The sequence below is a fragment of the Polaribacter sp. KT 15 genome, assembly GCF_900143115.1.
Classification (GTDB): Bacteria; Bacteroidota; Bacteroidia; order Flavobacteriales; family Flavobacteriaceae; genus Polaribacter; species Polaribacter marinaquae.
In genome coordinates this window covers 2966036-2980164 of sequence record NZ_LT670850.1, presented here as the reverse complement: position 1 = coordinate 2980164, position 14129 = coordinate 2966036, and the positions used below count along the sequence as shown (strand labels likewise).

The following is a 14129-nucleotide window of genomic DNA, read 5'->3' as shown; positions in this document are numbered from 1 at the left end:
CTCTTTGCAAATAGCAAACTGCTAAAAGCAAATCACTATTTTTTTATTATATAGTTTTCTAATTGTTTTAAACTGATTTTATTCTCATAAATTGCTTTCCCTATAATTACTCCTTCGCAACCATTTTCTGCTAATTTTGGAATTTCATCAAAAGATGAAATTCCGCCAGATGCAATTAATTTTAAAGGTTGTACTTCGGTTAATATTTGCTGATACATTTCAAAACTTGGTCCTTGCAACATACCGTCTTTAGAAATATCTGTACAAATTACATACTGAATTCCTTTTTTTTGATAATCAGCAATAAACGGTATTAATTCTAAAGAACTTTCTTCTTGCCAACCATTGGTTGCTATTTTACCTCCTGAATTATCAGGATAAAAATCGGCACCTAAAATAATTTTTTCTGATCCGTATTTAGCAATCCAACTTTCAAAAATTTCTTTATTTTTTACAGCAATACTTCCACCTGTTATTTGATTTGCGCCAGAATTAAAAGCAATTTCTAAATCTTTGTCAGATTTTAAACCACCACCAAAATCAATTTTTAAATTTGTTTTAGAAGCAATTTGTTCTAACACATTATAATTAATAATCTCGCTAGCTTTTGCGCCATCTAAATCTACAACATGTAAATATTCGATACCTGCATCTTCAAATTCTTTAGCAACTTCTAACGGATTTTCATTATAAATTTTCTTTGTATCGTAATCTCCCTTTGTTAAACGAACACATTTTCCGTCTATAATATCTATGGCTGGTATTATTCTCATTCTTTTAGCTTTTAGCTTTTGGCTTTTAACTTTTGACTTTTAGCGGACTGCTAAATGCAAATAGCAAAAGGCATAATTTTATAAATTTAGAAAGTTTTTTAAAATTTGTTCACCTGCTTTTGATGACTTCTCTGGATGAAACTGTACTCCGTAAAAATTATCTTTTTGTAAAGCTGATGCGTATTCTAATTCGTAATCTGTAGTTGCTATTGCTTCTTTACAGTTTTCTGCATAAAAACTATGTACCAAATACATAAACTCTTTTTCTTTAATTCCTGTAAATAATTCTGAATTTAGATTATAAATTACATTCCATCCCATTTGCGGGACTTTTACAGCTTTAGAAAACTTTTTAACATCAACATCAAAAATACCTAAACCTTTTGTGTTGCCTTCTTCGGATGAATTACACATTAATTGCATACCTAAACAAATACCCAAAACAGGTTGTTTTAAAGTAGGTATAACTTTATCTAAACCGCTTTCTTTTAGCATTTTCATTGCTGAACTTGCTTCTCCTACTCCAGGAAAAATAACTTTATCAGCAGCTTTTATTTCATCAATATTATTAGATAAAACAGCATCTAAACTTAATCGTTTAAAAGCAAACTGAATACTTTTAATATTTCCCGCTCCGTAATCTATAATTACTACTTTCATTTTTTTACTTTTAACTTTTGGCTATTAGCAAACGACTAACAGCTTAAGGCAATTTTATAACACTCCTTTTGTAGATGGTAAAAACATTTTGTTTGCATCTCTTTTTACAGCCATTTTCATTGCTTTTGCAAAAGCTTTAAAAATTCCTTCTATTTTATGATGCTCGTTATCACCTTCTGCCTTTATATTTAAGTTACATTTTGCACCATCTGTAAACGATTTAAATAAATGTAAAAACATTTCTGTTGGCATGTCTCCAATCATTTCTCGTTTAAAATTTGCTTCCCAAACCAACCAAGGTCTTCCTCCAAAATCTACAGCAGCTTGCGCTAAACAATCATCCATTGGTAAACAGAAACCGTAGCGTTCTATGCCTAATTTATTACCAAGCGCCTTATGAAATAATTCACCTAAAGCAATCATTGTATCTTCTATAGTATGATGCTCGTCTACTTCTAAATCGCCATCAACTTTAACTGTTAAATCCATTGCGCCATGACGACCAATTTGATCTAACATATGATCGAAAAACTTAACGCCTGTATCAATATCATTTTTACCAGAACCGTCTAAATTTAACTTGATATAAATTTTAGTTTCGTTTGTATTTCTAGTAATTTCAGATACTCTATCCTCTAATTTTAAAAACTCATAAATCTCTTTCCAATCTGTAGAAGTTAGAGCAATACAATCAAGAATTTCTTGTTTTGAAGTTTCAATTTCATCTGCTCCTAATTCTGGGTTTTCTGATAAAAAGATTCCTTTAGCACCAAGATTTTTTGCTAATTCCATATCTGTGATTCTATCACCTAAAACAAAAGAATTTTCTAAATCATAATCCTCAGAAAAATATTTAGTCAACAAACCTGTTCTTGGTTTTCTTGTTTCTGCATTTTCATGCGGAAAGGTTTTGTCTATGCAAACTTCAGAAAAAACAACACCTTCTTTTTCGAAAGCAGAAATCACCTTGTTTTGTGCAGGCCAAAAGGTATCTTCTGGAAAAGAATCTGTACCCAAACCATCTTGATTGGTTACCATAACCAACTCAAAATCTAATTCTTCGGCAATTCTTGCCATGTATCTAAAAACCTTAGGATAATATTCTAACTTTTCTAAACTATCTAATTGGTAATCTACTGGCGGTTCTAAAACTAAAGTTCCGTCTCTGTCTATAAATAGTACTTTTTTACTCATTTTAATAAATTTTATCGAATTCTAAAACTAAGAATTACTTTATACAAGAGATTTTAAAGCTCTTAATAATTTTTGATTTTCTTCGCAAACACCAACACTTATTCTTAAACAGTTTTCGCAAAGTGGTTGTGTTGTTCTATTTCTAATAACTACACCTAATTCTATTAATTGATTGTATCGTTTTGTGGCATTATCTACTTTTATCAATAAAAAATTTCCATCAGAAGGATATACCTTTTCAATAAAATCTACACAACATTCTAGTTCCTTTTTTAAGCGATCTCTTTCACTTTTTAATTGAGAAATTTCATTATCAATTTCATCCATTTTTTGCAAACGGCTTATTGCTCTTTGTTGCGTTAATTCGTTTACGTTATATGGTGGTTTAATGGTATTTAAAATATTGATGATTTCTGTTGATGCATAACAAATACCTAAACGTATTCCTGCTAAACCGTATGCTTTAGAAAGTGTTTGAGTTACTATTAAATTAGGATATTTTTGCAAGCTTTGCAACCAACTTTCTTCTTCAGAAAAATCTATGTAAGCTTCATCTAAAACTACTAAACCTTTAAACTTTATCAATAATTCTTTAACCGCTGGCACTGTAAAACTATTACCTGTTGGATTGTTTGGCGAACATAAAAATAAAATTTTACTATTATTATCTGCAGTTTTTAAAATTTGTGAAACTTTTGGTTGAAAATTGTCATCTAATAAAACTTCTCTGTTTTCTATTGCATTGATATTTGCCAGTACATTATACATACCGTAAGTTGGCGGTAATGTTATAATATTGTCTTTATTTGGTTCGCAAAATGCTCTAAAAATTAGATCTAAAACCTCATCACTTCCGTTACCCAACAAAATATTTTCTTTTGAAACATTTTTAATTGTGGCTAATAAATCTTTTACAGAGTTTTGCTGAGGATCTGGATATCGATTTACACCATTTTCGAAAGGATTTTCATTTGCGTCTAAAAAAATCATTTCTGTTGTAGCAACATCTTTATACTCATCTCTTGCCGAAGAGTATGGTTTTATTCCTTTGATGTTATCTCTAACTAAATCACTAATAATTTTACTTGTTTTCATACCAAAATAACTCTAAAAAAGAGCAACATTATTTATTTTACAAATCTTTTAAACGAATAGAAACTGCATTTTTATGCGCTTGCAAACCTTCTGCTTCTGCCATTAATTCTATTGCATTACCAATAGTTTTTATACCTTCTTTAGAAATTTTCTGAAAAGTAATACTTTTTGTAAAACTATCTAAATTTACACCAGAATACGATTTAGAAAAACCATTTGTTGGTAACGTATGGTTTGTACCAGATGCATAATCACCAGCACTTTCTGGTGTATAGTTTCCTATAAAAACAGAACCTGCATTTTCTATATTATCAACATAAAAATCGTTATCACTTGTACAAACTATAAAATGTTCTGGCCCGTATTCATTAATTAATTCTAAAGCAATTTTATCATTTTCTACAAAAATAGATTTTGAGTTTGCAATTGCTTTAGCCGCAATTTCTTTTCTTGGTAATTTATCAAGTTGACGCTCTACTTCTTTTGAAACTTCTGCTATTAATTTTTCTGATGTAGAAACTAAAATAACCTGACTATCTACACCATGTTCTGCTTGACTTAATAAATCTGATGCTACATAACTTGCATTAGCAGCATCATCTGCTACTACTAATAATTCACTTGGTCCTGCTGGCATATCTATGGCAACCCCAAACTTTGTAGAAAGTTGTTTGGCCACAGTAACAAATTGGTTTCCTGGTCCGAAAATTTTATAAACTTGCGGAATAGTTTCTGTACCAAAAGTTAAACCCGCAATTGCTTGAATTCCGCCAACTTTAATAATTTTAGTAACACCACATAAATTGGCTGCAAATAAAATTGCCGGATTTATTTTACCTTCTTTATTTGGCGGAGAACACAATACAATTTCTTTACAACCCGCAATTTGTGCTGGAATTGCAAGCATTAATACGGTAGAAAATAAAGGTGCTGTACCTCCGGGAATATATAAACCAACTTTTTGAATGGCTCTTTTTTCTTGCCAACAAGAAACTCCGTTTGCTGTTTCTACAGAAACTTTATTCGTTTTTTGAGCTTTATGAAAATTTGTAATATTCGTCTTTGCTAATTGTATTGCTTCTTTTAATTCTGAAGAAACTAATGCTAGTGCTTCTTCTATTTCACTTGAAGAAACCAATGTATTATCTAAAGAAACACCATCAAACTTAGTTGTGTATTTATTAACAGCTGCATCTCCGTTTTTTTGTACATCTAAAAAAACTTCATTTACAACACCTTCGATATCATCAACGGTTTTTGTTGGTCTCTCTAAAATTTTATTCCAATCTTTTTTTGATGGATTATTAATGATTTTCATAATTTACTATCTCTTATAAATGTGCTCTAGCGTTAGGGATTGCAGCAATTGTTTGAGCTCTTTTTTCTTTTTCTGAAAAAAAGCGAGTGCGAAAAGCCCGTTAAAACGCCCAAAAAAACATTTTTATTTCTCTTTTAAATACTGAAACGAGTTTAAAGTACCATTTTTTCGATTGGACAAACTAGAATTCCTTCTGCACCATTTGCCTTAAGTTCATCTATAATTTCCCAAAATTCATTTTTATTGATAACTGTGTGTACAGAACTCCAACCTTTTTCTGCTAAAGGTAAAACAGTAGGACTTCTCATGCCTGGTAATAAATTTAAAATATCTTCTAATTTATCATTTGGTGCATTTAACAATACATATTTAGAGTTTCTACCTTTTAAAACAGACTGAATTCTAAATTGAATTTTATTTAAAATTGCTTTTCTTTCTTCAGAAATTTTTGGTGATACAGCTAAAACTGCTTCAGATTTTAAAAGAACTTCTATTTCTTTTAAACCGTTTTTAAACAACGTACTTCCACTAGAAACAATATCACAAATTCCGTCTGCTAAACCAATATTAGGTGCAATTTCTACAGAACCATTAATTTGGTGCAATTGTGCATCGATGTTTTGTTCTTTTAGAAACTTTTTTACTGTTTCTGGATATGATGTTGCTATTCTTTTACCTGCTAAATCTTTTAAAGAGTTTGCATTAGAGTCTTTTGGCACAGCAATAGAAACTTTACATTTAGAAAAACCTAAACGTTCTACAAATTCGATATCGCTTCCTTTTTCTATTAATACATTTTCACCAATAATAGCTGCGTCTACAACACCATCTTTTAAGTATTGAGGAATATCGCCATTTCTTAAATAAAATACCTCTACCGGAAAATCTCTAGCTGCTGCTTTTAATTGATCTTTACCATTATCGATAGAAATACCGATGTCTTTTAAGATTCTCATTGAATCTTCGTTTAACCTTCCTGATTTTTGTACTGCAATTCTTAAATTACTCATTTTGTTTTATTTGATGTTTGAACAAATACGGTTTTAAAATGAAAAAACCCGCTTGATTTGCTCAAACGGGTTTATAAATATCTTGATTTTATTCAATACACTTTTATATCGCTTGATTGCAATTGTAAAAATGATGATGATGTGATTGAATAAAATTCATGTTCTTTTTTTATATATGCAAATATTCTAAATTTATTTTCAATTAAACAAACTATATCTGTAAAATTTTGATTAAAGTTGAATATTTATCAAAATTTAATTTTTTGTTGAAATTTAAAACAAAAAAAAACAGCACTTATTTGTGCTGTTTTTAATATTGTATATGTACAAGAATTAAGCAATTTGAGCTGCTATTTTCTTGTAAGTACCGTTTTCTAATTTTTCTCTAATTGCAGAAAAAGCAGTAATTGTTTCGTCTATATCTTCTTGTGTATGTGTTGTAGTAGGTATTAATCTTAAAATAATTAATCCTTTTGGTATCACAGGATATACAACAATAGAACAGAAAATTCCGTGATTTTCTCTTAAATCATTTACCATAGCCATTGCTTCAGGAATGTCTCCTTTTAAGAATACCGGAGTAATACATGTTTGTGTTGTACCTAAATCGAAACCAGCATTTCTTAAACCAGATTGTAACGCATTTGTGTTTTCCCACAATTTAGTTTTTAACTCTGGCATTGTTCTAATCATATCTAAACGTTTTAGAGCACCTTTTACCATTGCCATTGGTAAAGATTTTGCAAACATTTGAGATCTTAAATTATATTGTAAATATTGAATTACATCTGCATCACCTGCTAAGAATGCACCAATACCTGCCATAGATTTTGCAAAGGTTGCAAAGTAAACATCGATATCATCTTGTACTCCTTGTTCAAAACCTGTACCTCTACCGTCTTTACCTAATGTACCAAAACCATGTGCATCATCAACTAAAAGTCTAAAATTATATTCTTTTTTAAATGCAACTATTTCTTTTAAACGACCTTGCTCTCCTCTCATTCCGAAAACACCTTCAGAAATTACAAGAATTCCTCCTCCAGTTTTTTCTGCCATTTTAGAGGCACGTTTAATGTTTTTCTCGAAACTTTCCATATCGTTATGACGATATACAAATCGTTTACCAGAATGTAAACGTACACCATCGATAATACAAGCGTGCGTGTCCATATCATAAACAATGATATCGTTTTTAGTAACCAACGCGTCTATTGCAGACATAATACCTTGGTAACCAAAATTTAATAAATATGCTTTTTCTTTATCAACAAACTCTGCACATTCTCTTTCTAATTGTTCGTGTAAAGGCGTGTGACCAGACATCATTCTAGCACCCATTGGGTAAGCCATACCATGTTCTAATGCTGCTTCTCCGTCAACTTTTAGTATTTCTGGATGATTTGCTAAACCTAAGTAATCATTAATACTCCAAGTAACTACTTTTTTTCCATTGAAAGACATTCTATTAGAAATTGGTCCTTCTAGCTTTGGAAAAACATAATATCCTTCTGCTTTATCTGCCCATTTACCTAAAGGGCCTTTATCTTTTACAATTCTATCAAATAAATCTGTCGTCATTTTGTCTTCTGTTTTTTGAAGTTTGCAAAGTTAACAAATTTTAACAGTTTATACAATTAAGCTAAAAAGAGAAGAAAAAGAAAAAAATTAATCTAAAAACCCTTGATTTTTCATCCAAGAATCGTTGTAAATTTTATTTAAATATCTAGAACCGTGATCAGGAAAAATTACTACAACAAAGCTGCCTTTGTCAAAAAAGTTCATAGCATGATATTGTTTAGTAGCCTGCATTACAGCGCCACTTGTGTAACCACAAAACAAACCTTCTTGTTTAACAATATCTCTTGCGGCAAATGCAGCATCTTTGTCTGAAACTTTTTCATAAACATCAATCACATCAAAATCTGTTGCTGTAGGAATTAACGTTTTTCCTAAACCTTCTATTTTGTAAGGTTTGATCTCATTTACATCGAATTCACCTGTTTCATGAAATTTCTTTAAAACAGAACCAATGGCATCTACACCAAGAATTTTTATATCAGGATTTTGTTCTTTTAGATACTTACCTGTTCCAGAAATAGTTCCTCCTGTTCCGCTTGCTGCAACAAGATGTGTAATTTTACCTTCTGTTTGTTTCCAAATTTCGGGTCCGGTAGATCTATAATGTGCTTCAATATTTAACTCGTTAAAATATTGATTGATGTAAACAGAATTCTTTGTTTTTTTATGAATTGTTTTAGCAACTTCGTAATAAGACCTAGGATCATCTGCAGCAACATTTGCAGGACAAACATACACTTCTGCTCCCATTGTTTTTAACAAATCAATTTTATCTTGAGAAGATTTATCGCTAACAGCTAAAATACATTTGTATCCTTTAACAATACTTATCATTGCTAAACTAAAACCGGTATTACCCGAGGTTGTTTCTACAATTGTAGCTCCTTTTTTAAGAATACCTTTTTTTTCTGCATCATTAATAATATGTAAAGCAATTCTGTCTTTTGATGAGTGACCAGGATTAAAAGCTTCTACTTTAGCAAAAAAATTACCTTTAAAATTCTTTGTGATATTACGAAGTTTAATTAATGGTGTTTCTCCTACTAATTCTAAAATACTATTATTAATTGCGCTATTCTTTACCATTCTACATGCATAAATAAAACATCATTACTGATAAATAATGATGTTTGATTGTCTTTTTACCGTCTGCAAAAGTACATTTTCGTTTTGAATTACAAAATTGAATTAAAATTTAATTATTTCGCATCAATTTTACCTTCTAATGCTAATAAAAACGAATAATCTTTAGCGGTTTCTTTTAATGCATTAAATCTACCAGATGCACCACCGTGTCCTGCTTCCATATTTGTTCTTAGCAACAATATATTATCATCAGTTTTTAAATCTCTTAATTTTGCAACCCATTTTGCAGGTTCCCAATATTGGACCTGAGAATCGTGAAAACCTGTAGTTACTAAAATATTTGGATAATCTTGCGGTTTTACTTGATCGTATGGTGAATATGATTTTATATAATCGTAATATTCTTTGTCGTTAGGATTTCCCCACTCATCATATTCTCCGGTAGTTAACGGAATCGATTCATCTATCATTGTAGAAATAACATCTACAAAAGGAACTGCAGCTATAATACCGTTATATAATTCAGGATTCATATTAACAATTGCTCCCATTAACAATCCGCCAGCAGAACCACCCATTGCATATAAATGCGCTGCAGAAGTGTAATTATTTTCAATTAAAAACTTAGAACAATCTATAAAATCTGTAAACGTATTTTTTTTGTTTAACATTTTACCATCTTCATACCAGTTTCTACCTAAGTATTCGCTTCCTCTAATATGCGCCAATGCATAGACAAAACCTCTATCTAATAAACTTAATCTAGTTGATGAAAATCCGTCTGAAATTGTATAACCATAAGATCCGTAGGCATATTGTAACAATGGCGTATTTTCGTTTAAAACTGTGTCTTTATGATATACTAAAGAAACTGCTACTTTTTTACCATCTCTGGCAGTAACCCAAACGCGTTCGCTTTTATAATTTTCTTTATTGAACTTACCTCCTAAGATTTCTTGCTCCTTTTTAACTTCTTTCGATTTATCTTTCATGTTAAAATCGATAATAGAAGCAGGAGTTGTCATCGAATTATAAGAATAACGTATCACATCTGTATCAAAATCTGGATTTGCATAAACACCCACAGAATAGGTTTCTTCTGTAAAAGGTAAATAATAATCTTCTACATTATCCCAACGTTTAATTCTAATTTTATTTAAGCCGTTTGTGCGTTCTTCTAGAACTAAATATTCTTTAAAAATAGAGAAATCTTCTAATAATGTATCTTCTCTATGCGGAATTACATCAACCCAATTTTCTTTTGCTGTATTGGTTACAGGCGTTTTCATCAACTTAAAATTAGTAGCATCGTCTTTATTAGTTAATAAATAAAAATGATCTTCGAAGTGAGAAACACTATATTCTAAATCTCTTTCTCTTGACTGCAACATTGTAAACGAACCAGTAGGATTATCTGCATCTAAAAATTGTGCTTCTGTAGATACTGTACTACTAGAACCTATGATTATATACTTGTCTGATTTAGATTTTGTAACATACGCATTAAAAGTTTCGTCTTTTTCGTGATAAACTTCTACGTCTTCAGAAGTTGGTGTACCTAAAATATGTCTATAAATTTTTTCGCTTCTTAATGTATGCGGATTCTTTTTAGTGTAGAAAATAGTTTTATTATCGTTAGCCCAAACAGAGGCTCCTGTAGTATTTTCTATGATATCTTTATAAATTTTACCGGTTTCTAAGTTTTTTATCCTTAAAAAATACTGTCTTCTACTTACAGTATCTGTAGCAAAAACCACTAATTTATTATTTGTAGATATATTTAAGCCTCCTAATTGAAAATAATCAAAATCTTTAGCCATCTCATTTACATTAAACATAACCTGCTCTTCTGCATCTAAGTTGTCTTTTTTTCTACTAAAAATAGGATATTGCATTCCTTTTTCGAAACGCGTTATATAAAAATAACCATTGCTCTTGTATGGCACAGAAGAATCATCCTCTTTAATTCTGCCTTTCATTTCTTCAAATAAATTCTCTTCGAAATTTCTTGAAGACGCTGTAACTTTATCGTGATAAGTGTTTTCTTCCTCTAAATAATTTATAACTTTGGTTGTATGCTCATCTCTAACTTCAGATAGTTTTTGAGCGTCAGACAAACGCATCCAAAAATAATTATCTTCTCTAACATCGCCATGCTTTTCTAAAATTGCTAATTCTTTATCTGCAATTGGTGCTTTTGTATCTATATTTTTCATTACTTCATTTTTTAAAGCAATTGCAAAAATAAGATTATTAAAGTGAGTTTACCGTAAATATTTTCTCAATTTTAGCCTACATTTTTCTATAATGAATTCGTAAATTTGTAATCTAATTTTAAATTAATAAAAGATGTTTGGAGATATTTCTGGAATGATGAATAAGCTAAAGGAAGCGCAACAAGAAGTAGAAAAAACAAAAACAAGATTAAACTCTGTTTTGATTGATGAAGTAACGGCAGACAAAAAAATTCAAGTAACACTTACTGCAAATAGAGAAATTAAAGCAATTACGATAGATCCTTCTTTACTTTCTGATGCCGAAGAATTAGAAGATTACTTAATTTTAACTTTAAATAAAGCAATTGCCAAAGCTTCTAAAATTAACGAAGACGAAATGGCGGCTGCTGCAAAAACAAACATGCCAAACATACCTGGTATGGATATGTTTAAATAACAATGCACCATCATTAATAAAAAATTAACTCAATTGAGTTACTTTTAACAGTATATAAACTAAAATACCTCTTTTAAAAGAGGTATTTTTGTGTGTATTAATTTATAATAATACTTATTATGATGAAAGATAAAAACCAAACTTCTCTTGGTAAAAAAATATTAAAATGGGCAGCAATTACAATACTAGTTTTATTAATTGCCTTAATATCTGTTCCGTTTTTATTTAAAGATAAAATTGTACAAATGGTTTCTAATACCATTAACAATAACGTAAATGCAACTGTAACTTTTAAGGAGACAGATTTAAGCCTTTTAAGAAACTTTCCTTTAGCCAGTTTAAAAGTAAACGACATCAATGTTACAAATAAAGCTCCTTTTTTAGGTGATACTTTGTTTAATGCAAAAGAACTTAATTTAAATTTAAAAATTACAGAACTTTTTAAAAGCTCATCAGAAACTTTAGAAATTAATAGTATTTCTGCAAATAATGCCGCCGTAAACATTATACTTAACAAAGATAATATTGGTAATTATGATATCGCTAAAAAATCTGATAACAGTGCAAATAGCAGTGACAGTTCTCTTTCTTTAGCAATAAAAGAATATGAATTACAAAATGTAGATTTTAGCTATTTTGATGAAACTACCAAAATAAAATTAGCTGTAGATAGTATTTATCATACTGGTAAAGGTAATTTTGCCCAAGACATTCTAGATTTAGATACAGAAACTACTGCTAAAGTTTCTTTAGATATGGATAATATAAATTATTTAAATGATGTAAATATAAATCTTAACGCTGTTTTAGGAATCGACTTAAAGAATTTAAAATATTCATTTAAAGAAAACACAGGTTACATTAATCAATTACCTTTAGAATTTAACGGTTTTATACAATTAATAGAAGAGAATCAATTGTATGATATCACTTTTAAAACACCAACATCTTCTTTTAAAAACCTTTTATCTTTAATGCCAAAACAATATGCTGGTAATTTAAACACTATTAAAACTGAAGGTAATTTTGATTTAAAAGGTATTGTTAAAGGTACACTATCAGAAACTACAATTCCGACTTTAGACATCTCATTTGTATCTAAAAATGCAATGTTTAAATATGCTGATTTACCAAAATCTGTAGATAACATATATTTAGATGCCAATATTATTAATAAAACAGGTTTAGCTAAAGACACTTACATTGCAATTAATAATACTTCTTTTAAAATTGATAAAGATGTATTTAATGCAACAGGTAAAGTTGCCAACATTACAGATAACGCAACAATAAATCTAAAAGCTAAAGGAACAATTAATTTAGATAATATCAGTAAAGTTTATCCGGTAGCTTTAGAAAATGAATTAGAAGGAATTTTAACTGCGGATGTTACAACTAATTTTGATATGAATTCTATCGATAAAGGCAATTACCAAAACATTAGAAACAAAGGAAACGTATCTGTTTCTAACTTTAAATATTCTGGTGAAGATGTTGCAAATCCTTTTATTATCGATAAAACTGCTGTAAATTTTAATACAAATACAATTTCACTAGAAGAATTTGATGCAAAAACAGGAAGTTCTGATTTGTCAATTAAAGGGAATTTAGAAAATTTTTATGGATTTTTATTTAAAGATCAAAAGTTAAAAGGAAATTTCAATCTAAACTCAACAAACTTTAAAGTTGATGATTTTCTAACAAAATCTGATGAGAATACCACAACAAACACAACCAGCAAATTAAAAATACCTGCTTTTTTAGACATTACTTTAAATGCAAACGCAAACACCGTTGTATACGACAACATTAATTTAGAAAAAGTTTCTGGTAAAATTTTAATTAAAGATGAAACCGTTAATTTAAAAAACTTAAAAACTAGTGTTTTTGGAGGAAATATTGGTTTTGATGGAGAAGTTTCTACGAAAGGAACAACTTCTAAATTTAATATGGATTTAAACTTAAACGAATTAAATATTGCCGATTCTTTTAGCAAATTAGAAATGTTAAAAGCTATTGCACCTATTGCAAAATCTGTAGAAGGTAAAATTAATTCTAAAATTAAAGTATCTGGTAATCTAGGTGAAGATATGACGCCTCAATTAAAATCTATTTCAGGTGATTTACTAGGCCAATTATTAAACACTAAACTAAAAGCTAGTAATTCTAAAGTATTAAGTTTATTAGGTTCTAAAGTAGATTTTTTAGATGTAAGTAAATTAAATTTAAACGATGTAAGCGCTTTATTTACGTTTAATGACGGTGAAGTTAGCGTAAAACCATTCGATCTTAAATACAAAGATGTTGCAATTAATGTTGGTGGTTCTCATGGATTTGACAATTCTATGAATTACAATATTACTTTTGATGTGCCAGTAAAATATCTAGGTTCTTCGGTAACAAATGCAATTGCAAAACTAACACCTAAAGACGCGGCAGAAGTTAAAAGTATTCCTGTAAATGCGACTTTAACGGGTAGTTTTTCGAGTCCTAATTTTTCATCAAACATTAAAAGTGCAACAGAAAATTTAGTAAAAAGCTTGGTAGAAAAACAAAAGCAAAGTCTGATCAATCAAGGTAAAGATAAATTGAAAGATTTATTATCTGGATCAGATAAGAAAGATTCAACATCAACTACAGATAAAACAAAAGATAAAATTAAAAATGTTTTAGGCGGTCTTTTTAATAAGAAAAAAGATACTACCAAAAACAATTAATAAAAAAAACCGGAAGCTATTG

11 protein-coding genes are annotated in these 14129 nt (G+C 29.5%); 2 read left to right on the top strand and 9 right to left on the bottom strand.

The features are described 5' to 3' along the window. Positions 1 to 35 precede the first annotated feature (35 nt). The 9 genes from hisA to B5464_RS13120 form a co-directional block, all read right to left on the bottom strand. Positions 36 to 773 carry a 1-(5-phosphoribosyl)-5-[(5-phosphoribosylamino)methylideneamino]imidazole-4-carboxamide isomerase gene (gene hisA / locus B5464_RS13160; protein ID WP_079738752.1) on the bottom strand — a complete coding sequence of 246 codons (738 nt, stop codon included), beginning with the start codon at positions 771 to 773 and terminating at the stop codon, positions 36 to 38. 78 nt (positions 774 to 851) lie between these two features. Further along, positions 852 to 1433, bottom strand: a complete 582-nt coding sequence (gene hisH / locus B5464_RS13155) for an imidazole glycerol phosphate synthase subunit HisH (RefSeq protein WP_079738751.1) — start codon at positions 1431 to 1433, stop codon at positions 852 to 854. A 54-nt stretch (positions 1434 to 1487) separates the two neighbouring features. Continuing rightward, positions 1488 to 2627 (bottom strand): bifunctional histidinol-phosphatase/imidazoleglycerol-phosphate dehydratase HisB, encoded by a 1140-nt coding sequence (hisB, locus tag B5464_RS13150; protein ID WP_079738750.1) that lies wholly within the window; start codon positions 2625 to 2627, stop codon positions 1488 to 1490. Between the two features lie 39 nt (positions 2628 to 2666). Continuing rightward, positions 2667 to 3722 (bottom strand): histidinol-phosphate transaminase, encoded by a 1056-nt coding sequence (hisC, locus tag B5464_RS13145; protein WP_079738749.1) that lies wholly within the window; start codon positions 3720 to 3722, stop codon positions 2667 to 2669. Between the two features lie 37 nt (positions 3723 to 3759). Beyond that, positions 3760 to 5040, bottom strand: coding sequence for a histidinol dehydrogenase (gene hisD / locus B5464_RS13140; protein WP_079738748.1), 1281 nt, complete (start codon positions 5038 to 5040; stop codon positions 3760 to 3762). Between the two features lie 152 nt (positions 5041 to 5192). After that, positions 5193 to 6050: an ATP phosphoribosyltransferase gene (gene hisG, locus B5464_RS13135; protein WP_079738747.1), complete on the bottom strand. Its 858-nt coding sequence runs from the start codon at positions 6048 to 6050 to the stop codon at positions 5193 to 5195. 333 nt (positions 6051 to 6383) lie between these two features. Continuing rightward, the gene (locus B5464_RS13130) at positions 6384 to 7631 is read right to left on the bottom strand and encodes a pyridoxal phosphate-dependent aminotransferase family protein (RefSeq protein WP_079738746.1); all 1248 of its coding nucleotides are present in this window, start codon (positions 7629 to 7631) and stop codon (positions 6384 to 6386) included. 87 nt (positions 7632 to 7718) lie between these two features. Beyond that, positions 7719 to 8717, bottom strand: a complete 999-nt coding sequence (locus tag B5464_RS13125; RefSeq protein ID WP_079738745.1) for a PLP-dependent cysteine synthase family protein — start codon at positions 8715 to 8717, stop codon at positions 7719 to 7721. Positions 8718 to 8830: 113 nt separating this feature from the next. Next, positions 8831 to 10933 carry a S9 family peptidase gene (locus B5464_RS13120; RefSeq protein ID WP_079738744.1) on the bottom strand — a complete coding sequence of 701 codons (2103 nt, stop codon included), beginning with the start codon at positions 10931 to 10933 and terminating at the stop codon, positions 8831 to 8833. Positions 10934 to 11066: 133 nt separating this feature from the next. On the opposite strand from B5464_RS13120, the gene B5464_RS13115 reads away from it, so the two are divergent. Both B5464_RS13115 and B5464_RS13110 read left to right on the top strand, forming a co-directional pair. Then, entirely contained in the window at positions 11067 to 11390 is a 324-nt protein-coding gene (locus B5464_RS13115) for a YbaB/EbfC family nucleoid-associated protein (protein ID WP_079738743.1), read from the top strand. A 119-nt stretch (positions 11391 to 11509) separates the two neighbouring features. Next, complete coding sequence (locus B5464_RS13110; RefSeq protein ID WP_154066976.1) at positions 11510 to 14107, top strand: AsmA-like C-terminal region-containing protein; 2598 nt, start codon at positions 11510 to 11512, stop codon at positions 14105 to 14107. Positions 14108 to 14129: the final 22 nt, after the last annotated feature.